Here is a 24607-nt window from a genome sequence, read left to right on the forward strand (position 1 = left end):
GAAAATTTGGGGGGCTATATAAGCCCCCCAATTATATCATGTATTGTAATACCGTCAGGTGATCAGATAGTCCGTTTGACTACGATGATCTGGAAGACTTCAATCATGTCGCCAGGGCGAACATCGTTGTAGTTCTTCACACCGATACCACATTCCATCCCGTTACGGACTTCCGCAACGTCATCTTTGAAGCGGCGCAGAGATTCCAGCTCGCCTTCATAGATAACCACGTTGTCGCGCAGAACACGGATTGGGTTATTACGCTTGATGTTACCTTCTGTCACCATACAACCGGCGATTGCACCGAATTTAGGTGAACGGAAGACATCACGGACTTCTGCCAGACCCATAATTTCTTGTCTGTACTCAGGTTCCAGCATCCCGCTCATAGCCTGTTTGATTTCATCAATCAGGCTATAGATTACAGAGTAATAACGCAGGTCAACACTTTCGCTTTCAACTACGCGGCGTGCAGATGCATCAGCACGGACGTTGAAGCCAAGGATAATCGCGTTGGATGCCGCAGCAAGTGTTGCATCCGTTTCGGTGATACCACCCACGCCGGAACCGATAATTTTCACTTTGACTTCGTCGGTAGACAATTTCATCAGTGATTCAGTAATCGCTTCACATGTACCCTGAACATCAGTTTTCAGTACGATGTTCAGTTCAGAAACCTTACCGCTTTCCATGTTCGCAAACATGTTTTCCAGTTTAGATTTCTGCTGGCGTGCCAGTTTCACGTCACGGAATTTCCCCTGACGATAGAGTGCCACTTCACGGGCTTTCTTCTCATCACGGACAACTGTAGCTTCATCACCGGCTGACGGTACGCTGGACAGACCCAGAATCTCGACAGGCATAGAAGGACCCGCTTCAGTCACATCCTGACCCAGCTCATTGCGCATTGCACGAATACGGCCATATTCAAAGCCACACAGTACGATATCGCCCTTATTCAGGGTGCCGCTCTGAACCAGAATGGTAGCAACCGGACCACGACCTTTATCAAGGTAGGATTCGATAACCACACCGCTGGCCATGCCTGCGCGAACCGCTTTCAGCTCCAGAACTTCAGCCTGGAGCAGAATAGCATCGAGCAGATCATCGATACCCAGTCCCTGCTTCGCAGAAACACTGATGAACTGGTTTTCACCACCCCATTCTTCAGAAAGGATACCGTACTGAGACAGTTCACTTCTTACGCGCTCAGGATCTGCATCAGGCTTATCAATTTTGTTCACCGCAACCACAACCGGCACACCAGCGGCTTTCGCATGCTGGATAGCTTCGACGGTTTGTGGCATTACGCCATCGTCTGCCGCAACAACAAGAACAACGATATCCGTTGCCTGCGCACCACGTGCACGCATTGAGGTAAACGCGGCGTGTCCCGGAGTATCCAGGAACGTAATCGCGCCTTTATCCGTTTTAACGTGATAAGCACCGATATGCTGGGTAATACCACCCGCTTCGCCGGAGGCTACTTTCGTTGAACGGATATAATCCAGTAATGAGGTTTTACCATGGTCAACGTGACCCATGATAGTCACAACCGGTGCACGGGACTCAGCAGATGCTTCACCCATATCGCGGTCGCTCAGAATCGCCTCTTCCAGCTCGTTTTCACGACGCAGGATAACTTTGTGACCCATTTCCTCGGCAACCAGCTGAGCGGTTTCCTGGTCAATCACCTGATTGATAGTCGCCATAGCGCCCATCTTCATCATGGTTTTAATAACCTGTGAACCTTTCACTGCCATTTTGTTGGCTAATTCGCCGACAGTAATGGTCTCGCCGATAACCACATCACGGGTAACAGCTGCAACCGGCTTGTTAAAGCTCTGCTGCAGTGAGCTGCCTTTACGCTGTTTCTTACCGCGTGGCTGCTGCGCACGGGCTTCTTCGCGATCGGCTTTCTCGGAATGGCGGTTATTTTTCTTCTGGCGGACATTTTTAACCGGACGGGTACGGGCGCGGTTTTCACCTTCAACTTTCGCATCACTTTCGTCTTCAGCTTCACGGGCGTGAGCAGACGTGGTGGTGTGATAGTCAGCGCTTTCAGTTTCGTCACCTGCCGGAGCTGCAGACCATTTTTCTGCATTTTGTTCTGCCAGAAGACGGGTTTCTTCTGCTGTACGTTTTACTTCAGCTTCCAGTTTACGTTGCATTTCTTCTTCGGCTTTACGCTTTAACTCAGCGGCCTCAGCTTCGCGACGTACTTTCTCGCTGTGTTCCCGTGTATCAGCCGGTGCTGATTTCGTTTTATTTTCTTTCACGTTATTCTTTTCCGCTACTTCACGCTTAGCCGGTTCTGCTGCTTTATCAGTTGCCTGCGCTGCTGCCACTTCGCGTTTTGCCTTTTCTTCAGCGTCACGTTTCGCTTTCGCGTCCTGTTTAGCTTTCTCTTCAGCTTCACGACGGGCCTGTTCTTCAGCTTCGCGTCTTGCCTGCTCTTCCGCTTCACGCTGCGCCTGCTCTTCCGCGGCTTTCGCCTGTTCTACGGTATCGCTGTTGACATAAGTGCGTTTTTTGCGGACTTCAATATTAACCGATTTACTCTTACCACCGGTTACCGGAACACTCAACGTACTGCGAGTTTTGCGCTGAAGTGTTAATTTACCCGACTGACTTGCCCCGCCTTGTTCACGGTTCAGATGGGCCAGCAGGGCCTCTTTTTCTTGCTGAGAGACGTTATCCGACGCAGTTTTTTCAATGCCTGCATCAGCAAATTGCTGTACCAGGCGCTCTACTGAAGTCTGAATTTCATCTGCCAGTGTTTTTACTGATTCTGTCATGCTGCTCCTTCCCGCTACAAATTAAGATGCATCGTCGCCAAACCAACAGATATTACGTGCTGCCATAATGAGAACACCTGCTTTCTCATCATTCAGTTCTTCAATATCAGTCAGGTCGTCGATACCCTGTTCGGCAAGGTCTTCAAGAGTACAAATACCACGAGAAGCCAAACTAAATGCCAGTGTGCGGTCCATGCCTTCAAGATTTAACAAATCATCCGCCGGTGTTGCACCTGACTGGCTCTCTTTCTGTGCCAGTTCGAGCGTTGTTAAAACGGCTTTTGCACGTTCACGCAGGGCGTCAACTGTTTCCTCATCGAGGCCGTCGATTTCCAGCAGTTCGCTGACCGGCACATAGACCAGTTCTTCCAGTGTGGAAAAACCTTCTTCCACTAATATGGTGGCGAAATCTTCATCGATGTCGAGATGCTTAACAAAAGTTTCAATGGAGGCGTGTGCTTCCGCCTGATGTTTCGCGTTAAGTTCATCAGCGGTCATGACATTGAGTTCCCACTTGTCATTATCGCGATGTTTCTTCAGCAGTTGTGCGGCGAGACGCACATTCTGGCCGTTACGACCAATGGCTTGTGCAAGGTTACTGCTTTCCACAGCAACGTCCATTGTGCAGTTATCTTCATCAACCACAATAGATGCAACATCTGCCGGAGCCATTGCATTAATCACGAATTGTGCCGGATTATCATCCCACAATACGATATCAATCCGCTCCCCGCCCAGTTCACTGGAAACGGCTTGTACACGGGCGCCACGCATTCCGACACACGCGCCTACCGGGTCAATACGTTTGTCGTTGGTTTTTACCGCGATTTTAGCACGGGAACCGGGGTCACGGGCAGCCGCTTTAATTTCAATAATCTCTTCACCGATTTCCGGTACTTCGATTTTAAATAATTCGACCAACATTTCCGGACGGGAGCGCGTCACAAATAATTGTGCGCCACGTGCTTCCGGACGGACATCATACAGGACACCACGGATGCGGTCACCCGGGCGGAAGTTTTCACGCGGTAACATGTCTTCACGTATGATAACTGCTTCTGCATTACTGCCTAAATCCAGCGTAATGTTTTCACGGTTCACTTTTTTCACCACACCTGTGATGATTTCGCCCTGATGCTGACGAAATTGGTCAACGACCATTGCGCGCTCTGCTTCGCGGACTTTCTGAACGATAACCTGCTTGGCGGTCTGAGTGGTGATACGGTCAAAGGTAACAGATTCAATCTGATCTTCGATATATTCACCCAGCTGGATGCCCGGCGTATCGTATTCAGCCGCTTCCAGCGTAATTTCACGGGTTGGCTGAGTGACTTCATCAACTGCTACCCAGCGACGGAAAGTGTCGAAATCGCCGGTTTTACGGTCAATACAAACACGAACTTCAATTTCCTGCTCGTATTTTTTCTTAGTGGCGGTTGCCAGTGCAGTTTCCAGGGCTTCAAAAATTTTCTCACGAGGAAGCGATTTTTCGTTAGAAACTGCCTCAACAACAGCCAGAATTTCTTTATTCATCCTAGTTGCCTCTTTTGAACTTTATATTAAAAGTGGGGTACCAGGTTAGCTTTCTGGATGTTGCCAAGTGCGAACACTTCGTCTTTGCCATCCACTGTAACCGTGATCATTTCGCCGTCAACAGCTTTAATAATACCCTGCCATCTGCGACGGTTCTGCATAGCGATACGTAAAGTCAGACTAGCTTCTTCACCTGTGAACCGCTGATAATGCTCTGCCGTAAATAACGGACGCTCCATACCCGGAGACGACACTTCAAGGTTATAAACGACGGTAATAGGATCTTCAACATCAAGAACGGCACTGACCTGATGGCTGACGTCCGCGCAATTATCAACAGTGATACCCTCATCACTATCAATATAAATACGCAGTGTTGAGACACGACCACGAATAAATTCCAGGCCGACAAGCTCAAAACCGAGTGCTTCGACAGGTGCTGTGACCATCTCTGTTAATTTCTGCTCTAATGTGGACAAGACCACCCCCAGGACATAAAAAAAGGGCATAACGCCCAGTAGTTCTGTTGTTTTATAACAAAAAACCCCGAAATTTCGGGGCTTTAAGCAACAACTGGACCCTGTATACTTCTCACTTCTTAATCGCTTTTCCAAATCAGGGGATAACTTCAAAGAGTTGTTGATTTAATCAACCTAGGAAAAAACGATTCGTTTTTAAGAAGTGGTTGCGGGAGCCGGATTTGAACCGACGACCTTCGGGTTATGAGCCCGACGAGCTACCAGACTGCTCCATCCCGCGTTCGAAACGTGAAAAATTCTACGCCGATCACCTGCAAAACGCAAGCTTCAAACTAAAATGGTGCCGAGGACGGGACTTGAACCCGTACGCCTGTTTTGTAGGCACTACCACCTCAAGGTAGCGTGTATACCAATTTCACCACCTCGGCACTGATTACTCTGACGGAACTGACTGATGGTGTCATATCAATCCCGTTTTTAAAACGTTACTACTTTCCGGTCCTGCAACAATCAGCGTGGAATATCGCTGTTAGGTGCTGCTGGTGCTACGGGTACATCTGTTTTCTGTTCTGTCTGCGCCGGCACAGCGAGATTATCAAACTTGCTGCCTGTTCCGACTTTATTGCTGGTCATGTTGCCCAGAACTAAACTCAGTACAAAAAACAGTGTTCCTAAAATGCCGGTCGTGCGGGTCAGGAAATTACCTGAACCTGAAGAACCAAACAGAGTTGCAGAAGCGCCTGCACCGAACGAAGCACCCATGTCCGCGCCTTTACCCTGCTGCAGCAATACCATGCCGACTAAGGCAATCGCAACAAGTAAAAAAACGATCAAGAGTATTGTATAAAAAGTCATAACTATATACCTGTTCCCCGTACGGTATACCGACTGATTCGGTATTAATCTGCACACCCACAGGTAAAATGAATTACCTTGCTGAGCGGGTCAGAATACTAACCAAACAAACGCTGACACGCAAGTCAATTTTCAGCCTGCCGCATCAGTTGCGGAAAAAAACAACAACAAGGGGCGGATTCTGACAGAGCCGGCGTAAAATCTCAATAATTTTTTCCGGCAAAACCATTCATACCCCTGATAATAATTACGGGTTTATCACATTATAAACAATGTAAGGTAACTACACCCGCTTTACCGCATCGGCGATACGATTCGCCATCGCAGTAACCTGAGCTTCATCCTCACCTTCCACCATAACGCGGATCAGCGGCTCTGTACCGGATTTACGTAACAACACGCGACCTTTGCCATTCAGTTCTTTTTCAACCTCCTGCGTCACGCGGATAACCTCGTCAGCCGACAGCGGATCGTGTTGCCCGGTAAAGCGGACATTGATAAGGATCTGCGGCAGCAGTTTCATGCCGCTGCACAGGTCGTGCAGACTCATATTATTGCGCACCATGGCGCTGAGTACCTGCAGGCCTGCCACAATCCCGTCACCAGTTGTGGTTTTATCCAGCAAAATGATATGTCCGGAGTTTTCCGCACCTAAACGCCAGCCTTTTTCCTGCAATTTTTCCAGCACGTAGCGGTCGCCGACTTTCGCGCGTTCAAACGGGATACCCAGTTGTTTCAGTGCCAGCTCCAGACCCATGTTACTCATCAGTGTGCCTACCGCACCACCGCGCAGTTGCCCCTGACGTAACGCTTCACGCGCAATAATGTAAAGGATCTGGTCACCATCTACTTTCTCGCCCAGGTGATCGACCATGATCAGGCGGTCACCGTCACCATCAAACGCCAGTCCGACACTGGCACCTTCCGCAATAACGCGTTGCTGCAACTGACGGACATCCGTCGCGCCGCACTCTTCGTTGATATTGATCCCGTTAGGATCACAACCGATAGCAATAACTTCCGCACCCAGCTCGCGCAGGACATTCGGCGCAATGTGATAAGTCGCACCATGTGCGCAGTCGATCACCATCTTCAGCCCGTTCAGGCTCTGTTCGTTCGGGAAAGTACCTTTGCAAAATTCAATATAGCGCCCGGCGGCATCCACAATTCGGTTTGCACGGCCTAATTCAGCGGATTCCACACAGGTCAGCGGTTTTTCCATTTCAGCTTCAATGGCTTCTTCCACATGATCCGGTAATTTTGTGCCGTCGATAGAGAAAAATTTAATGCCGTTATCATAAAACGGATTATGAGATGCAGAGATAACAATACCAGCTTCCGCGCGGAAAGTACGGGTCAGATAAGCAACTGCCGGTGTCGGCATAGGGCCGGTGAATGAGGCCGATAACCCGGCCGCGGCCAGCCCGGCTTCAAGAGCGGATTCCAGCATATAACCGGAAATACGGGTATCTTTGCCGATAATGATTTTCCGCGAACCATGACGCGCCAGTACTTTCCCGGCAGCCCAGCCCAGCTTGAGCACAAAATCAGGGGTAATCGGGCTGTCGCCCACTTTTCCGCGGATACCATCAGTACCAAAATATTTGCGCTCACTCATTATCGTTTTTTTCCTTTGCTAAACGGGTCGCTTCCACCACTTTCATGGCCTGAACAGTCTCTTTTACATCATGGACACGAATAATGTGTGCCCCTTTCATTGCGGCAATCACCGCACAAGCCACACTGCCGGCAACCCGTTCATCCGGGGGAAGATCCATCAGCTGACCAATCATTGATTTACGTGACATTCCGGCGAGAACCGGTAATCCCAGTTTATGAAATTCGTCTAATTTATCTAACAGCTGGTAATTATGCGCTAAAGTTTTACCAAAACCGAAGCCCGGATCGAGAATTATGTGATTTTTTTCAATACCGGCCGCTATGCAGCGTGCCACCTGCGCGTCAAGATACGCATAAACATCACGCACCACATCCGCGTAATGCGGTGCCTGCTGCATTGTACGGGGCTCACCCTGCATGTGCATGACACAGACAGGCAAACCACTTATGGCCGCTGCCTGAAGTGCTCCGGGCTCTGTTAATGAGCGGATATCATTGATGATATGCGCGCCGGCTTTCGCGGCTTCCCGGATAACCAGTGCTTTCGAGGTATCGACTGAAATCCAGACATCAGATTCACGGGCAATCGCTTCAACAACAGGTATTACGCGTTCTGCTTCCTGCTCCGGGCTGACCCCGGCTGCACCCGGACGGGTTGATTCACCACCGATATCAATAATTGCGGCACCTTCCAGGATCATCCGGCGGGCATGTGCCAGTGCTTGTACAGGTGTGTTGTGTGTGCCGCCGTCAGAGAATGAATCAGGAGTCACATTGAGGATCCCCATCACCTGTGGTGTTGCCAGGGAGAGTGTCTGACCGCGTGCGGTAAGTTTCATAATCCGGCCTTCTTACTATTTTTAATCAATACATAAACAGATTGTAATGCCTGACCCCGGCGGGATAAAGACATAAAAAAACCCGGCTGATGTTTCCGCCGGGTTTTTGTTACAAAAATTTATACCGTTGATACAACCATGGTGATGATTAAGGCTGCTTATCGTTTTCAGACGATTGCACATCCGCATCATCAGAACCGGTATTTTCCTGAACCGGTACCTGGTTGCTGCTTTCCGGCGGACGGGTATCCGCTTTCGGCTTATCACCTTCCCAACCGGCAGGCTCACGCACTTCTACGCGGTTCATCAGGTCATCAATCTGTGGTGCATCAATGGTTTCATACTTCATTAATGCATCTTTCATGGTGTGCAGAACATCTAAGTTATCCATCAGGATCTGGCGGGCACGTTTATAGTTGCGCCCGACTAACTCACGGATTTCCTCATCGATGGTCCGGGCGGTTTCATCAGACATGTGCTGTGCTTTCGACATAGAGCGGCCTAAGAACACTTCACCTTCTTCATCCGCATACAGTAACGGTCCCAGTTTTTCTGAGAAGCCCCACTGTGTCACCATGCTGCGGGCAATGTTAGTTGCCACTTTGATATCATTTGATGCGCCTGTTGAGACATGTTCCGGCCCGTAAATGATTTCTTCAGCCAGACGGCCACCGTACAGAGTAGAAATCTGACTTTCGAGTTTCTGACGGCTGGCACTGATCTGATCACCTTCCGGTAGGAAGAATGTCACACCCAGCGCACGTCCGCGCGGAATAATCGTCACTTTATGGACAGGATCATGCTCCGGAACCAGGCGACCGATAATGGCATGTCCGGCTTCGTGGTAGGCAGTCGACGCTTTTTGCGCTTCTGTCATCACCATGGAGCGACGTTCAGCACCCATCATAATTTTATCTTTGGCTTTTTCGAATTCGTTCATTGTCACCACACGCTTGTTACCGCGTGCCGCGAACAATGCCGCTTCGTTCACCAGGTTGGCAAGATCTGCACCTGAGAAGCCTGGTGTACCGCGCGCCAGTACTGATGGCTCAACATCCGGCGCTAACGGAACACGACGCATGTGAACTTTCAGGATTTGCTCACGCCCGCGCACATCCGGCAGACCGACCACGACCTGACGGTCGAAACGGCCCGGACGCAGTAATGCAGGGTCAAGCACATCAGGACGGTTAGTTGCTGCAATAACGATAATACCTTCGTTACCTTCGAAACCATCCATCTCTACCAGCATCTGGTTCAGGGTTTGTTCACGTTCATCGTGACCCCCGCCCAGACCTGCTCCGCGCTGACGACCAACCGCATCTATTTCATCGATAAAGATGATACAAGGTGCCGTTTTTTTCGCCTGTTCAAACATATCACGGACACGGGATGCACCCACGCCCACAAACATTTCAACGAAATCAGAGCCGGAAATAGTAAAGAACGGTACTTTCGCTTCACCGGCGATAGCTTTTGCCAGCAGCGTTTTACCGGTACCCGGAGGTCCCACCATCAGGATACCTGTCGGAATTTTACCACCGAGTTTCTGGAAGCGGCTTGGTTCGCGCAGGTATTCCACCAGCTCGCCCACTTCCTCTTTGGCTTCATCACAACCGGCCACATCTGCAAAAGTGGTTTTCACCTGATCTTCTGTCAGCATGCGCGCCTTGCTTTTACCGAAGGACATCGCACCTTTTCCGCCACCGCCCTGCATCTGGCGCATGAAGAAGATCCAGACACCAATTAACAGCAGCATCGGGAACCACGAAATGAAGATAGTGGTCAGAATCCCCGGTTCTTCAGGTGGTTCGCCCACTACGCTGACGTTTTTGTTCAGCATGGTGTTCAGCAGTTGGTTATCCTGCATCGGCAAATATGTGGTGTATTTTGAGCCGTCTTTTTTAGAGACGTTAAGATCACGATTGGAAATACGAACTTCGCGCACCTGATCCTGTGCTAACTCAGTGATAAAGGTAGAGTAGTCCACCTTACGACTGTTTGAATCGCCTGGGCCAAAACTCTGAAACAAAGACATCAGCACAACTGCGATGACCAGCCAGAGAATTAGGTTTTTCGCCATGTCACTCAAGGGATTAACCTCTTTTTACATCTGTGTTAACAAATAAAGCACAGGGTACTACACTTTCCACCCTGTCGCTACAATGTATACTTCACGCGATCGGGCCCGCGAAGCATCGGGTTTACGGACTTTCACTTTGGTGAACAGGGAACGAACATCCCGGAGGTATTGATCAAAGCCATCTCCCTGAAAGACTTTGATAATCAAACTACCCCCCGGTGCCAGAGCAGACCGGCACATATCAAGCGCCAGCTCAACCAGGTACATCGCGCGCGGAATATCAACTGCTGGTGTTCCGCTCATATTTGGTGCCATATCTGACATAACAACCTGGACTTTTTTGTCACCAACGCGCCCCAGTAGAGCATTGAGCACGTTTTCATCACGAAAATCTCCCTGAAGGAAATCAACACCGACGATAGGATCCATCGGTAACAGGTCACAGGCAATTACCCGCCCGGACTGACCTATGTGATTTACAGCATATTGTGACCAACCGCCGGGGGCGGCACCCAGATCCACAATAGTCATACCCGGTTTAAAAATATTGTCGCCCTGCTGAATCTCTTCGAGCTTAAACCAGGCACGAGAGCGAAGCCCCTTTTTTTGCGCCTGCAGGACATATTTATCACTAAAGTGTTCCTGCAACCAGCGACTGGAGCTTGCTGAACGTTTTTTATTGGCCATTGTGATTTCCGACTAACCTGTTATTTCTGACTCAGTTTTTTCGCTTAACGATACGTAAACTGCGATTACCGCGAATAATACCTCTCACCTAATGATGGTGATAAGCATGATATGGCGGTAGAATACACCGTTTTCAATAGTTATTAAGTAAAAAAAACAATGAACCTCACTAAAAAGCAAGTCCAGCACCTGAAAGCGCTCGCGCATCATTTAAATCCGGTTGTCATGATTGGCAACAACGGACTGACTGAAGGCGTTCTCGCAGAAACTGAAGTCGCTCTTACACATCACGAGCTTATCAAAGTTAAAATCGCGGGCGAAGACCGCGAAATGAAAGCATTGATAGCTGATGCGATTGTGCGCGAGACCCGTGCGTACAATGTGCAAATTATCGGTAAGATCCTGGTACTGTATCGTCCGTCAGAAACACGGAAGATCATTCTACCTAAATGATAATTGCATATTTATAAAAAAATGCCACCAACAGAAGATTTCTGAATATATCATCTTGTTGGTGGCATTCCTTTTACGTTTTCTTCATCATCCGTCCGGCAACCTATGTGATTTCCATCTGTTCCGGTGTCGTCTTCTGAAATGTAAAGTTCAGTAAAAAAGCACCTCAGTGCCTTTTCTGCATGAGATACCCGAATTATGAAATATCGTTCCGGCAACCGTCATCCGGCCTGCTGAACAACAAGACTTACAGGTATTCCACCTTAAGAACTTCAAACTCAACTTCACCGCCCGGCGTCTGAATAACGACAGCATCATCGACTTCTTTCCCAATCAGCCCGCGGGCAATCGGTGAGTTGACTGAGAGCAGATTTGCTTTGATATCCGCTTCATCATCACCCACGATACGGTAAGTCAGTTCTTCATCCGTGGTGACATTCAGTACAGTGACTGTGGCACCAAAAATAATCCGGCCGTTATTAGTGATTTTTGTGATATCGATCACCTGCACGTTGGAGAGTTTAGCTTCAATCTCCTGAATGCGGCCTTCACAAAAACCCTGTTGTTCACGGGCAGCGTGGTATTCTGCATTTTCTTTCAGATCACCGTGCGCGCGGGCTTCCGCGATATCGGCGATAATTTTCGGACGGCGCTCATTTTTCAGAAATTCTAATTCTTCACGCAGTTGGTCTGCGCCGCGGACCGTCATAGGGACTTGTTTCATTCTCTACCTCTGAATCATTCCTAAGTAATATTCATATCATCCTGATTAAACGATAACAGTACCTTATGCGCCATGTGTGGCACACTACTATTAAGTAAAACCGTGTAAATTTGCGCTGATACTGTCATCGTAATGCGGACGTTATCAGCACTGTAACGCGTTATATGCGCGGGCTGTACTGAAATCCGTACCCGGCATTCTATCCCGGTGTGCAGTGTCGGTCATCGTTTACTTTTACCGGCCCGGGGCTTTAGTATAACGGCTTCTCAACCCGGATTGTGATGGATAGGTCGCTCAATGAACTTTTTTACCCGGACAGCTTATGTGATGGGATTGTCTGTATTACTTACCGGTAACGCACCGGCCACCCCGGTTGAACAATATACCCAATATCTGCCGGCAGGTACAAACCTGGCTCTGATCGCGCAGCGCGTGGGGGATTCACAGCCTATTGTCGAGTATCAGGGTCAGCAAATGGCAATGCCTGCCAGCACCCAGAAAGTGGTCACTGCGCTTGCCGCCCTCCTGCAACTGGGGTCGGACTTCCGTTTTATTACTACCATGGAAACCAAAGGACAGCTGAACGGCAATACATTGCAAGGGGATTTAATCACCCGTTTTACAGGGGATCCGACACTAACCCGCCAGCAGATCCGCAATATGGTCAATGAGTTGCGTAAAGCAGGTGTACAGACTATTCAGGGCGATTTGGTGATTGATATCTCCGCGTACGCCAGCCATGACAAAGCGCCGGGCTGGGTGTGGAATGACCTGACACAATGCTTCAGTGCCCCTCCGGGTGCGGCAATTATTGACCGAAACTGCTTTTCGGTCACGCTTTACCCTGGTGAAAAACCCGGCGATATCGCGACTATCCGTACGGCAAGTTACTATCCTGTCACCATGTTCAGTGAAGTAAAAACCCTGGAGCGCGGTTCTGCGGAGGCCCGCTTTTGCGAGCTGGATGTCGTTCCGGGCGAACTGAACCGCTATACCGTCACCGGCTGTATGAACCAGCGCAGTGAACCTCTGCCGCTGGCCTTTGGTGTGCAAAACGGCGCAAGCTATGCCGGGGCAATAGTAAAAAATGAGCTGATACAAGCCGGGATCACACTGAGCGGCAATGTCCGCCGTCAGACACATCCGGATCAGCCGGGCACCGTGCTGGCACAGGCACAATCTGTGCCGCTGCATGATCTGCTGACAAAAATGCTGAAAAAATCCGATAACATGATTGCCGATGAAGTTTTCCGGACAATCGGGCGCAGTTATTATGGCGTGCCGGGCACCTGGCGCTCTGGTCAGGAAGCTGTACGACATATTCTGAAAGAGAAAGCCGGAATCGACATGGGCAATACGGTGATGGTTGATGGCTCCGGATTATCGCGCCATAACCTGATAACACCTGCGACAATGATGGATGCGCTGCAATTTATAGCCAAACATGATGATCAGCTGCAATTTATCAAAATGCTTCCGCTATCAGGTTATGACGGAACGCTGCAATACCGGGGCGGTCTGACAGAAGCGGGAGTAAACGGCAAGCTTTCTGCCAAAACAGGTTCCTTACAGGGCGTTTATAATCTGGCAGGGTTCCTGACTACCGCCAGCGGGCAGCGTATTGCATTCGTGCAATTTATCTCGGCTTATGCCGTTCCGCCTGCTCAGCAGCGCAGCCGTCGTGTACCGCTGGTCCGGTTTGAAGGTCATTTGTATAAAGATCTCTACCGTAACTATTAATCGTAGTCTGCGTATAATTAAGTATCCCTGCATTATCAGGGATACTTAATACTATTTTATAATAATTTATAACGCTGTAATTTTATTCAGCAAACAACACACTAAAGATTAAAAAAAACAGGTCGTTATACGTAACTGATTTATAAATACAACTTATTGACAAATCACTATAATAATATATACCCAACGTCATTCAAGATGCAGGCAGGCGGCAAGAGAAGATAGACGGGGAGCATACATCAGTATGTGACCCGGCTGGCTGAGCGTAGCCAACGAACCTGCAGTTTGAATGAATAAGGGTATAGTTATCAATATAATCTGGCACCTGATAATAGTAATGATACCTTTTAATGGCATGAAAAATAAATTTTAATTGTATGATGAAATAAGCTACTCATTTAATACAAAATAAATATATAAAAATCAACATATGAAAATAGATTAATCTCTGAATAATTAACCTTCGGGGGATAATCATTACCCATAATGATGTGACTTTACGCATAAAATATCGGTAGATAATCTTTTCAATAAACGACTTATACCGGTTTTATCCGGGTGTAGCTCCATGCAAAAAAAACCTCCTTTTAAGAAATTAGCATGCTCTTATTTTTCTGATTATTATAAATAAAAATACGTTCATACCGGCTTTATCCGGGCATAAAAAAACCCGGGGCATCAGCACCGGGTTTCTTATCACTCAGGATATTATTTCTGGTAGATGAATTCGATACCTTCTTCATCATCTTCATCCCAGTCATCATCGTCCAGGTCATCAGTCAGATCGTCTGCCTGCTCAAGTTGTTCCTTGTGGTAATCATCCCACATGAAATCGACTTTCGCATCAACAACAACAACGGCGGCTTCCGCAGCTTCACGCGCATGCGTATTCAGGAATTCCATCAGATCCCAGCATAGTGCTTTCACGCCCTCGTGATTCACCGCAGAGATCATATAGAACTTATCTTCCCAGCCCAGCGCATCAGCGATCGCCTGAGCGCGCGCTTTCGCTTCTTCCGGATCCACAAGATCAATTTTGTTGAAGACTAACCAACGTGGCTTTTCAGCCAGTTTTTCGCTGTATTTCTCCAGCTCACCCACAATGATCTTCGCATTTTCAACCGGATCACTTTCATCAACCGGGAAAATATCAATGAGGTGCAAAAGAACGCGGCAGCGCTCCAGATGCTTCAGGAAGCGGATACCGAGGCCTGCGCCGTCGGATGCGCCTTCAATCAGCCCGGGAATATCGGCAACCACAAAACTCTGTGAGTTATCCATCCGTACCACACCCAGGCTTGGTACCAGGGTAGTAAACGGATAATCCGCTACTTTTGGCTTCGCCGCAGAGACAGAGCGGATAAACGTGGATTTACCGGCATTCGGCATACCCAGCATGCCCACATCAGCCAGCAACATCAGTTCCATCATCAGTTCGCGGGTTTCACCAGGCGTTCCCATGGTACGCTGACGTGGTGCCCGGTTGACGGAGGATTTAAAGCGGGCATTGCCCAGGCCGTGATATCCGCCTTTGGCAACCATCAGACGCTGTCCGTGCTGCAACATGTCGCCCAATACCTCATTGGTCGCCGTGTCACGGATACGGGTACCTACAGGCACATGAATAAAGACATCACTGCTGCGTCTGCCGGTACAGTCACGACTTTGTCCGTTTTGTCCCCGCTCTGCACGGAACGAATTTTCGAAACGGTAATCAATCAGGGTATTGAGATTTTCATCGGCTTCGAGGTAAACATCACCACCGTCGCCGCCATCTCCGCCATCAGGCCCGCCTCTCGGAATATATTTTTCGCGGCGGAAGCTGACGCAACCATTACCGCCATCTCCTGCCACGACCAGGATCTTCGCTTCATCTACAAATTTCATTATTTTTCTCCGTAACGTTGCCGTGTCCGGACTATCGGGTCCGTATGCCCAGGGATGACGTTTTACGCATATAAAAAGCCCTGCAAAAAGGTTTGCAGGGCTTCGGACTCGGTTAAGACGTGAAAAACTTATTCAGCAGCTTCGATGCTGATATATTTACGGTTTTTCGGGCCTTTAACTTCGAATTTTACTTTTCCGTCTGCTAATGCGAACAGAGTGTGGTCGCGACCGCAACCTACGTTAATGCCGGCGTGGAACTTAGTACCACGCTGACGAACGATGATGCTGCCTGCTAAGATAGCTTCACCACCGAAACGTTTTACACCCAGACGTTTTGCTTCGGAATCGCGACCGTTTCGAGTCGAGCCGCCAGCCTTTTTGTGTGCCATTGATCTGCTCTCCTAATTCTTAAGCGATACCGGTGATTTTAACATCAGTGAACCACTGACGGTGGCCCTGCTGTTTCCGGCTGTGTTTACGACGACGGAATTTAACGATTTTAATTTTATCGCCACGACCGTGTGTAACCACTTCAGCTTTGATTGTAACACCTTCAACGACTGGAGCGCCGATCTTGATGTCTTCACCATTTGCAATCATCAGAACCTGGTCAAACTCAACAGTTTCACCTGTTGCGATGTCCAGCTTTTCCAAGCGAACGATTTGACCTTCGCTGACCCGGTGTTGTTTACCACCACTTTGGAAAACCGCGTACATATAAACTCCGCTTTCCGCACACCCCATAAATTTGATTCTGAGAGTGCACTATAAAATTATTCACATAGGGCGCGGATTTTACGCAAAAACGCTGCTAATGACAAGAGCTGAAACCGATCTAATAGGAAAAAAACGTCACTTTGCAGATAGCCGTTTATTTGAACCTTTTTTACAGTACAATCATAAAGGGCAAAAAACACTGCTATCATAAACCATTACCTTTGATCGGGATGTCAAAAACAAGGTTAAAGCCAGTATCATGAACTCAGAACAAATAATCGCGCTGACTGCTGATGATATGACCGCAGTCAATCAAAAGATTCAAAAACAGTTAACCTCAGACGTATCACTTATCAACCAACTGGGTTATTACATTATCAGCGGCGGAGGGAAAAGGATCCGCCCGATGATCGCTGTACTGACCGGCAGGGCTCTGGGATACACAGGTGACAAACATATTCAGGTCGCCGCATTGATCGAGTTCATCCATACTGCAACACTGCTGCATGATGATGTGGTGGACGAATCGGATATGCGCCGTGGTAAACAGACGGCAAATGAAGTGTTCGGCAACGCCGCAAGCGTGCTGGTCGGTGATTTTATCTACACACGATCGTTTCAGATGATGACGGATCTCGATTCCATGCGCGTCCTGAAGCTGATGGCAGAAGCCACGAACGTGATCGCGGAAGGTGAAGTACTGCAACTGATGAACTGCAATAATCCGGGGGTAAGCGAAGCGGACTACATGCAGGTTATCTACAGTAAAACGGCCCGTTTGTTTGAAGCCGCTTCACAATCTGCCGCGATCCTGGCCGGTGCCACACCGGAACAGGAAATTGCCCTTCAGAATTACGGCCGTTATCTCGGTACCGCATTTCAGCTGATTGATGATGTGCTGGATTATGATGCAGATAATACGACACTCGGTAAAAATACCGGTGATGACCTGGATGAAGGTAAACCCACGCTTCCGCTGCTTCATGCCATGCATAACGGCACACCGGAAGAGTCCGCACTTATCCGTCAGGCCATTGAGCAGGGTAACGGGCGTCATCTGCTGGAGGCGGTTCTCGCCACGATGAAACGTTGCGGCTCCCTGACATATACCTATAACCGGGCTGAAGAAGAAGCGGACAAAGCTATTGCCGCGTTATCCTTATTGCCGGATTCACCTTATAAAGCCGCACTGGCAGGCCTTGCGCATATCGCAGTACGCCGCTCCGCCTGACCATAAGCAAACGGGATCCTTTTGAGGATCCCGTTTTACTATTCCGGCTTTTCGTCCTGCTCCCGGTTCCCCGGAAGATGAAGCTCATGTGCATCGAGATGCTGGATCAACTGAGCCAGCCCTTCCCGCAGGATAAATGTCACAATTTTCTCCCGCTCCTCGCGGGTCAGCTGATAATAGGCTTCCACCCATATCAGAAACGCATCCTGCCGCTTCGCCTGGTAACTTGCACTGTTATCGCATGCATGCAAAATAGCCTGAACTTCATCCGGCAGGCTATCCACGCTGTATTCAACCGCTTTACCCTGCACGCCGCGTTTACGCCGCTGATGCCAGCTTTCCCGTCTCGCCATCAGGTTGACACCTTGAGGAGATGATGGCAAACCCGCCAAACCAACCAATTCCTTCGCGGAATACCATTCTTTTTTCATCTTTTCTCCTGCAACCCATTTTCAGCAAAAAACTGGCTCTCCAAGTGTTAAAACGTAGTCAGTTTGCCAAGTACTTTCCCAAAAATGACAAATGCGTTAGTTACACTGAATTTTTTAACAGTTTCTGGATAAACACCAAATTATTCGACATTATTTGACAAACGCAAGGATAAAACATCACCTTTTTATGAATAGTCGGCATTTTTCAACCTAAACACTGTAAATCATTCGTGTAATGAAAATAGATCAGAAAATGATACCCGACCCGGTGTCCTCTCTGACGCATCATGCCTGACAACAGGTAAAAATCTCTTTCGTTTCATCAACAAGCTCCTTATGTTAAGTAAGTAAATATGCTTACCGCGGTCATTTCCTTTGTGCTGCCTACACATTTTCATTCTGTTTCTTAATTCTGTAACAGAGTTCAAAAAAGATATTTTTAAGAAAAAATTTAAGAAAATATTTAGAAAAATAATGGTATTTTATTTTCTTAATAACGAATTTGGTTCACCTTTAATGTGATAGCGACCCGTTATTTATACCACTAACACGACATTAATCTAAAATAAAAAGGACTCAATATATGGATTCCGGTAAATCCGACTGGCACCCTGCCGATATTATCGCATCGCTGAAAAAACGGGGGACAACCCTGGCCGCGCTATCCCGGGGAGCCGGACTCAGCTCCTCAACACTTGCAAACGCCCTTTCGCGCCCGTGGCCTAAAGGAGAATGGATCATTGCAAACTTTCTTGCAGTCCATCCGTCTGAGATATGGCCCAGCCGTTATTTTAATTCTATCACAGGTGAATTATTAGATAGGAAAATAAGAGAGAAGATAACTAATTAATTTTTATATATAGTTATAAAACAATAAAACCGCTAATCATTATTAGCGGTTTTATTTACGATTCAAAAAAACAAATACAACTATTCGACTAATTTAACTGTTAATAAATTTCTCACCGAGCGCAATATCCGCTTTCAGAACATCGAGCATACCATTCAGGGCTTTTTCCTCGTATGCACTGAGTGAACCGATATCCAAACGTTTTTCAACCCCGTTTTTCCCTAATACCACAGGTTGAGCGAAGAAACGCGCATATTTGCCGTCACCTTCGGTATAGGTACACTCCACCACATTGCTTTCACCCTGCATTGCGCGCACCAGAGATAAACCGAAACGTGTCGCTGCCTGACCCATAGAAAGTGTTGCAGACCCGCCACCTGCTTTAGCTTCCACAACTTCTGTACCGGCGTTCTGGATGCGCCTGGTCAGACTGTCAATCTCAGCATCACTGAAGCTGACACCCGGAATTTGTGACAGCAGCGGCAGAATAGTAACACCTGAGTGTCCGCCAATGACCGGGACTTCCAGCTCCTGTGGCTTTTTCCCTTTCAGTTCAGCCACAAATGTGTTGGAACGGATAATATCCAGCGTGGTTACACCAAACAGACGGTTTTTGTCATACACACCGGCTTTTTTCAGTACTTCTGCTGCAATCGCCACTGTGGTGTTAACCGGATTAGTGATGATTCCAATCAATGCTTTCGGGCAGGTTTTTGCCACTTTTTCGACCAGGTTACGAACGATCCCCGCATTGATATTGAACAGATCAGAGCGATCCATTCCCGGTTTGCGGGCAACACCGGCAGAAATCAGCACAATATCCGCACCTTCTAATGCCGGTGTCGGGTCTTCACCGGCGAACCCGGTGATACGGACATCTGTCGGGATATGGCTGAGATCTTTCGCCACTCCGGGAGTGACCGGCGCAATATCATATAAGGCAAGATCTGAGCCTGAAGGAAGTTGGGTTTTAAGAAGAAGGGCGAGTGCCTGACCAATACCACCTGCTGCTCCGAGAACTGCAACTTTCATCTGATACTCCTTGACTTGGAACTGTGAGCACCGATTCAGTGCCTGGCACGAATCAGTGCATGAGGGCTGAAAATACAATATTTTAACAGACTGATTGCATATTCACGCATTTAAATCTGTTTGTCTATAGTGACGTTATTCTAAACAAATCGCTTATCTGTTAATGAGATAAGGGGCACTATTCTGACAATTATTTTACTTTAAACGCACTTATGACCACTCTCATTAATATATCAATGAACGACTGCTAACAACATCATTTGATTAACATTACCTTTACCTATGGGGATAAACCAGCCGGGAGAAAAAGTAAAACCCATTACGTGAGCCACTCACCAGTTTTGATCATTGATGCCATTTTATATATTCAGGCGTGCGGGTTTAATTTGCATAAAAATGCATTTATACGCATAATAATAGCGTTTGTTGCCAATTTTTCAGGAATGACTATGCGCGCACCTTCTAAACAAGAAGATTTAATCAAAGCGTTTAAAGCGCTGTTGAAAGAAGAAAAATTCAGTTCTCAGGGGGAGATTGTCACTGCCCTGCAGGAAGAGGGCTTTGAAAATATAAATCAATCCAAGATTTCCAGAATGCTGACGAAGTTCGGCGCCGTCCGTACCCGTAATGCGAAAATGGAAATGGTTTACTGTCTGCCTGCGGAACTGGGCGTTCCGACCGCCACCAGCCCCTTAAAAAATCTGGTGCTGGATATTGATTATAACGACTCTGTCGTGGTGATCCGCACCAGTCCGGGAGCTGCACAGCTGATTGCCCGCCTGCTGGATTCCATCGGAAAATCAGAAGGTATCCTCGGCAGTATTGCCGGTGATGACACAATTTTCTCAACACCGGCACAGGGTTTCACAACAGAACAGCTTTGTGAGGCCATTCTGGCACTGTTCGAGCAAGAGTTGTAATACCGGCTTCCTGCATAAAAAAACCGCGCGGTAAGCTGATGCTGCCGCGCGGTTTTTTTTGTATACCCTTATTCATTCAAACTGCAGGTTCGTTGGCGGAACGAAGCCCGCCCGCATCCTGAATAACGTTGGGTATAATTAATATCAGATTACTTCAGTTTTTCCAGCAGCTTATCGTGAATACCGCCAAAGCTGCCGTTACTCATCACCAGGATGTGATCGCCCGGCTGGGCATGCTCTGCCACCATCGCAGTCAACGCATCCAGATCACCACTCCAGTACGCCGGCTGGACACAGTGCTCAGTAATTTCACTCACCAGCCACGGAATATTTGCCGGCTGGAGAATAAACACTTCATCTGCGCGTCCCAGTGCCGGAGCGATATCGTCTTTGCTGATCCCCATTTTCATGGTATTTGAACGCGGCTCAAGCACCACCAGTATCCGGGCTGTGCCACCAACCTTACTGCGCAATGCCTGTAGCGTTGCGAGTATGGCTGTCGGGTGATGGGCGAAATCATCATAGACACTGATGCCGTTCACTTCACCACGCAGCTCCAGACGGCGACGGGCATTGATAAATTTACCCAGTGCGCGGCAGGCTTCCGCCACAGGAACCCCGACGTGATGTGCTCCCGCAACCGCCATCAGGGCATTCTGCATGTTATGCTCGCCGACCAGTCCCCAGTTCACTCGACCTTTGATGTCACCGTCATAGCGCACATCAAACTCACCGCAGTCATTTGTGACTTTCTCCGCCTGCCAGCGGGCGTTTTCACCGGTATATTCTTCTTCACTCCAGCACCCCATAGCGAGCATCTGTTTCAGATTAGAATCATTTGCCGGAGCAATAATTTTTCCGTCTCCGGGAACAACACGTACCAGATGATGGAATTGCTTTTCAATCGCGGCGAGATTTTCAAAAATATCTGCGTGGTCAAACTCAAGATTATTGAGCAGCAGTGTGCGCGGGCTGTAATGCACAAATTTCGAGCGCTTATCAAAAAATGCACAGTCATATTCATCCGCCTCAATCACAAAGAACGGACTGTTACCCAGTGTGGCAGAGACATCAAAATTACCCGGAACGCCGCCGATCAGGAAACCCGGCTGATAGCCGCAGTCTTCCAGAATCCACGCCAGCATACCGGCGGTAGTGGTTTTGCCGTGCGTTCCCGCCACGGCGAGCACCCAGCGCTCAGGTAATACATGGTCATGCAGCCACTGCGGTCCTGAGGTATATGGGATACCCAGGTTCAGCACGGCTTCCACACACGGGTTTCCGCGCTTCATGGCGTTGCCGATCACCACAATATCCGGGCGGGGTTCAAGCTGCGCCGGGTCATAGCCCTGGATCAGGTCAATCCCCTGCTCTGTCAGCAGACTACTCATCGGCGGATAGACATTTTGATCGGAGCCGGTCACTTTATGTCCCTGCGAACGGGCAAGAATTGCGAGGCTGCCCATGAAGGTGCCACAGATACCGAGAATATGAATATGCATTATTTTTATCCAATAGCATGACGTTGGTCACTATTCTAACCATCTATCAAAAGAACTGAAACGGATTAGCCTATCAATTATGATTTTCTTTGGCTAAACTTGCACGCGCGTTTCCGGGCAACCGCTTTCGTAATACTTTTATTTCACCCACTTCAGGACGCACGTCATGAAAACATTAGGCGAATTTATCGTCGAAAAACAGCAGGACTTTTCTCACGCAACCGGAGAACTGACTGCTCTCCTCTCTGCGATTAAGTTAGGTGCTAAAATTATTCATCGTGATATCAACAAAGCCGGGCTGGTTGATATCCTTGGTACCAATGGTATCTCTAATGTGCAGGGTGAAGTCCAGATGAAACTGGATCTCTACGCTAACGAGAAACTGAAAGCGGCACTAAAAGCCCGTGGTGAAGTTGCCGGTATTGCTTCCGAAGAAGAAGATGACATCGTCATTTTTGAAGGCGGACGTGCCGAGAATGCCAAATATGTTGTTCTGATGGACCCGCTCGATGGTTCATCCAACATTGACGTAAATGTGTCTGTCGGGACCATTTTCTCTATCTATCACCGTATCACGCCTCTGGGTCAGCCGGTAACCGAAGCTGACTTCCTGCAACCGGGCAACCGCCAGGTCGCAGCCGGTTATGTGGTATACGGGTCTTCCACTATGCTGGTTTACACTACCGGCAACGGGGTTCACGCCTTTACGTATGATCCGTCATTAGGCGTATTCTGCCTGTGCCAGGCAGACGTGCAATTCCCGGAAAAAGGCAATATGTACTCCATCAATGAAGGGAACTATATCCGCTTCCCGCAGGGTGTGAAAAAGTACATTAAATACTGCCAGGATGAAGATGAGGCAACAAACCGCCCTTATACCACCCGTTATATCGGTTCACTGGTTGCAGACTTCCACCGCAACCTGCTCAAAGGCGGGATTTATATCTACCCGAGCACAGCAAGCCACCCTACCGGTAAACTGCGCCTGCTGTATGAGTGCAACCCGATGTCTTTCCTCGCAGAACAAGCGGGCGGTAAAGCGAGTGATGGTAAAAACCGTATCCTTGATATCATTCCTGAAAAACTCCACCAGCGTTCGCCGTACTTTGTCGGCACAAAATCCATGGTAGAGAAAGCAGAAAGCTTTATGGCTGAATTCCCGGACGAACACGGGAAGTAAGCGGAGGAAAAGGCGGTATACCACCGCCTTTTTTTCGTTATAATGTCCGCCACGCTATTTGGTTTGAAGACTTAAAGGAAACCGCTCATGAGCCTGAATAATGTTCCTGCAGGTAAAGATCTGCCGGAAGATATCTATGTTGTTATCGAAATCCCTGCAAACGCCGATCCGATTAAATACGAAGTGGATAAAGAATCCGGTGCGCTGTTTGTTGACCGCTTTATGTCAACGGCAATGTTCTATCCGTGCAACTATGGTTATATCAACCATACGTTATCACTGGATGGCGACCCGGTAGACGTCCTGGTTCCGACTCCGTATCCGTTACAGCCGGGTTCTGTGATCCGCTGCCGTCCGGTCGGTGTTCTGAAAATGACTGACGAATCCGGTGAAGATGCCAAACTGGTTGCGGTTCCGCACACCAAGCTGAGCAAAGAATACGATCACATCAAAGATGTGGGCGATCTGTCTGAACTGCTGAAAGCGCAAATCACTCACTTTTTCGAGCACTACAAAGATCTGGAAAAAGGCAAATGGGTTAAAGTTGACGGCTGGGAAGATGCCGCGTCAGCAAAAGCAGAAATTATTGCTTCTTTCGAACGCGCTGCGAAAAAATAATCCGCATCCCGTTTTGATAAAAAAACCGCTGTTTTCACAGCGGTTTTTTATTTTTGCAGGTATGTTATTCGCTTTCCGGCCCAGGTTCCCCGTGACGCCTGAGCCAGTCACCGCAGTTTATCCGCACCAAATCGTCCACAGAACGCTGATACAGGTAAATCCAGGCACTGCCGTAAGGCGTTGAAACCAGCTCACGCCGGTAATCCTGACCATCTTTTTTCAATTCATCCAGCTCTGTCAGGATCGACGAGGAGATCCGGTACACTTCACATTCGATTTTACCGGTTCCCGGTACAACCGCAGGATAGTGCCCCAGATCATACAGATCATAACCTTCAAGCGTATACTCACCCAGCAGGGCGGCGTAGGTCATCCAGTGATGGTTTCCCTGTTTTTGCCGCAAACTGCCATAAACGATCACTCGCATA

Annotated in this window: 23 protein-coding genes and 2 tRNA genes; 7 read left to right on the forward strand and 18 right to left on the reverse strand. The window is 48.4% G+C overall.

Features of this window, described 5'->3' with window-relative positions:
- Positions 1–62: 62 nt before the first annotated feature.
- The 10 genes from infB to rlmE all read right to left on the reverse strand — a co-directional run bounded on the left by infB (position 63) and on the right by rlmE (position 10894).
- Positions 63–2798, reverse strand: coding sequence for a translation initiation factor IF-2 (gene infB, locus ACMHKJ_RS06635; RefSeq protein ID WP_413492690.1), 2736 nt, complete (start codon positions 2796–2798; stop codon positions 63–65).
- 21 nt (positions 2799–2819) lie between these two features.
- Complete coding sequence (gene nusA / locus ACMHKJ_RS06640; protein ID WP_413492691.1) at positions 2820–4331, reverse strand: transcription termination factor NusA; 1512 nt, start codon at positions 4329–4331, stop codon at positions 2820–2822.
- A 26-nt stretch (positions 4332–4357) separates the two neighbouring features.
- Complete coding sequence (gene rimP, locus ACMHKJ_RS06645; RefSeq protein ID WP_067422415.1) at positions 4358–4810, reverse strand: ribosome maturation factor RimP; 453 nt, start codon at positions 4808–4810, stop codon at positions 4358–4360.
- A gap of 203 nt (positions 4811–5013) precedes the next feature.
- Positions 5014–5090, reverse strand: a tRNA-Met gene (locus ACMHKJ_RS06650).
- 58 nt (positions 5091–5148) lie between these two features.
- Positions 5149–5238, reverse strand: a tRNA-Leu gene (locus ACMHKJ_RS06655).
- Between the two features lie 82 nt (positions 5239–5320).
- Positions 5321–5665, reverse strand: a complete 345-nt coding sequence (gene secG / locus ACMHKJ_RS06660) for a preprotein translocase subunit SecG (protein ID WP_067366043.1) — start codon at positions 5663–5665, stop codon at positions 5321–5323.
- A gap of 283 nt (positions 5666–5948) precedes the next feature.
- The gene (gene glmM, locus ACMHKJ_RS06665; protein WP_413492692.1) at positions 5949–7283 is read right to left on the reverse strand and encodes a phosphoglucosamine mutase; all 1335 of its coding nucleotides are present in this window, start codon (positions 7281–7283) and stop codon (positions 5949–5951) included.
- Complete coding sequence (gene folP / locus ACMHKJ_RS06670) at positions 7276–8124, reverse strand: dihydropteroate synthase (RefSeq protein WP_413492693.1); 849 nt, start codon at positions 8122–8124, stop codon at positions 7276–7278. The genes glmM and folP overlap by 8 nt, the downstream gene beginning before the upstream one ends.
- Positions 8125–8272: 148 nt before the next feature.
- The gene (ftsH, locus tag ACMHKJ_RS06675) at positions 8273–10216 is read right to left on the reverse strand and encodes an ATP-dependent zinc metalloprotease FtsH (protein ID WP_413492694.1); all 1944 of its coding nucleotides are present in this window, start codon (positions 10214–10216) and stop codon (positions 8273–8275) included.
- Positions 10217–10264: 48 nt separating this feature from the next.
- On the reverse strand, positions 10265–10894 hold the full coding sequence (gene rlmE / locus ACMHKJ_RS06680) for a 23S rRNA (uridine(2552)-2'-O)-methyltransferase RlmE (RefSeq protein WP_150384874.1): 630 nt from the start codon (positions 10892–10894) through the stop codon (positions 10265–10267).
- A gap of 159 nt (positions 10895–11053) precedes the next feature.
- On the opposite strand from rlmE, the gene yhbY reads away from it, so the two are divergent.
- Positions 11054–11347, forward strand: coding sequence for a ribosome assembly RNA-binding protein YhbY (gene yhbY / locus ACMHKJ_RS06685; RefSeq protein ID WP_413492695.1), 294 nt, complete (start codon positions 11054–11056; stop codon positions 11345–11347).
- Between the two features lie 247 nt (positions 11348–11594).
- On the opposite strand, the gene greA is transcribed toward yhbY, so the two are convergent.
- A complete protein-coding gene (gene greA, locus ACMHKJ_RS06690; RefSeq protein WP_413492696.1) occupies positions 11595–12071 on the reverse strand; it encodes a transcription elongation factor GreA in 477 nt (158 codons plus the stop codon).
- Positions 12072–12368: 297 nt separating this feature from the next.
- Between greA and dacB the strand changes: the two genes are divergently transcribed.
- Positions 12369–13811 (forward strand): serine-type D-Ala-D-Ala carboxypeptidase, encoded by a 1443-nt coding sequence (gene dacB / locus ACMHKJ_RS06695; protein ID WP_413492697.1) that lies wholly within the window; start codon positions 12369–12371, stop codon positions 13809–13811.
- Positions 13812–14519: 708 nt separating this feature from the next.
- On the opposite strand, the gene cgtA is transcribed toward dacB, so the two are convergent.
- From cgtA to rplU, 3 genes are all read right to left on the reverse strand, one after another.
- A complete protein-coding gene (cgtA, locus tag ACMHKJ_RS06700) occupies positions 14520–15698 on the reverse strand; it encodes an Obg family GTPase CgtA (RefSeq protein ID WP_413492698.1) in 1179 nt (392 codons plus the stop codon).
- A 128-nt stretch (positions 15699–15826) separates the two neighbouring features.
- Entirely contained in the window at positions 15827–16087 is a 261-nt protein-coding gene (gene rpmA / locus ACMHKJ_RS06705) for a 50S ribosomal protein L27 (protein WP_067406960.1), read from the reverse strand.
- Positions 16088–16106: 19 nt separating this feature from the next.
- Positions 16107–16415, reverse strand: coding sequence for a 50S ribosomal protein L21 (gene rplU, locus ACMHKJ_RS06710; RefSeq protein ID WP_067366017.1), 309 nt, complete (start codon positions 16413–16415; stop codon positions 16107–16109).
- Positions 16416–16674: 259 nt separating this feature from the next.
- On the opposite strand from rplU, the gene ispB reads away from it, so the two are divergent.
- Positions 16675–17646: an octaprenyl diphosphate synthase gene (gene ispB / locus ACMHKJ_RS06715; protein WP_413492699.1), complete on the forward strand. Its 972-nt coding sequence runs from the start codon at positions 16675–16677 to the stop codon at positions 17644–17646.
- Between the two features lie 38 nt (positions 17647–17684).
- Here the strand turns inward: ispB and ACMHKJ_RS06720 are convergent, their stop codons facing one another.
- On the reverse strand, positions 17685–18077 hold the full coding sequence (locus tag ACMHKJ_RS06720) for a DNA-binding protein (protein WP_413492700.1): 393 nt from the start codon (positions 18075–18077) through the stop codon (positions 17685–17687).
- 583 nt (positions 18078–18660) lie between these two features.
- On the opposite strand from ACMHKJ_RS06720, the gene ACMHKJ_RS06725 reads away from it, so the two are divergent.
- On the forward strand, positions 18661–18927 hold the full coding sequence (locus tag ACMHKJ_RS06725) for a helix-turn-helix domain-containing protein (RefSeq protein ID WP_413492701.1): 267 nt from the start codon (positions 18661–18663) through the stop codon (positions 18925–18927).
- A 93-nt stretch (positions 18928–19020) separates the two neighbouring features.
- Here ACMHKJ_RS06725 and mdh read toward each other — a convergent pair whose 3' ends face one another.
- The gene (gene mdh / locus ACMHKJ_RS06730) at positions 19021–19959 is read right to left on the reverse strand and encodes a malate dehydrogenase (protein WP_067366007.1); all 939 of its coding nucleotides are present in this window, start codon (positions 19957–19959) and stop codon (positions 19021–19023) included.
- A 449-nt stretch (positions 19960–20408) separates the two neighbouring features.
- On the opposite strand from mdh, the gene argR reads away from it, so the two are divergent.
- Positions 20409–20879: a transcriptional regulator ArgR gene (argR, locus tag ACMHKJ_RS06735; protein ID WP_067367210.1), complete on the forward strand. Its 471-nt coding sequence runs from the start codon at positions 20409–20411 to the stop codon at positions 20877–20879.
- A 149-nt stretch (positions 20880–21028) separates the two neighbouring features.
- On the opposite strand, the gene mpl is transcribed toward argR, so the two are convergent.
- A complete protein-coding gene (gene mpl / locus ACMHKJ_RS06740; RefSeq protein WP_413492702.1) occupies positions 21029–22381 on the reverse strand; it encodes a UDP-N-acetylmuramate:L-alanyl-gamma-D-glutamyl-meso-diaminopimelate ligase in 1353 nt (450 codons plus the stop codon).
- Positions 22382–22547: 166 nt separating this feature from the next.
- Here mpl and fbp point away from each other — a divergent pair, with 166 nt between their 5' ends.
- Both fbp and ppa read left to right on the forward strand, forming a co-directional pair.
- Entirely contained in the window at positions 22548–23561 is a 1014-nt protein-coding gene (gene fbp / locus ACMHKJ_RS06745) for a class 1 fructose-bisphosphatase (protein WP_067366004.1), read from the forward strand.
- 87 nt (positions 23562–23648) lie between these two features.
- Positions 23649–24179, forward strand: a complete 531-nt coding sequence (gene ppa, locus ACMHKJ_RS06750; RefSeq protein ID WP_067366000.1) for an inorganic diphosphatase — start codon at positions 23649–23651, stop codon at positions 24177–24179.
- A gap of 64 nt (positions 24180–24243) precedes the next feature.
- On the opposite strand, the gene ACMHKJ_RS06755 is transcribed toward ppa, so the two are convergent.
- Positions 24244–24606 (reverse strand): gamma-glutamylcyclotransferase family protein, encoded by a 363-nt coding sequence (locus ACMHKJ_RS06755; protein ID WP_067365997.1) that lies wholly within the window; start codon positions 24604–24606, stop codon positions 24244–24246.
- Position 24607: the final 1 nt, after the last annotated feature.

Source organism: Morganella psychrotolerans (assembly GCF_965118875.1).
Classification (GTDB): domain Bacteria; phylum Pseudomonadota; class Gammaproteobacteria; order Enterobacterales; family Enterobacteriaceae; genus Morganella; species Morganella psychrotolerans_C.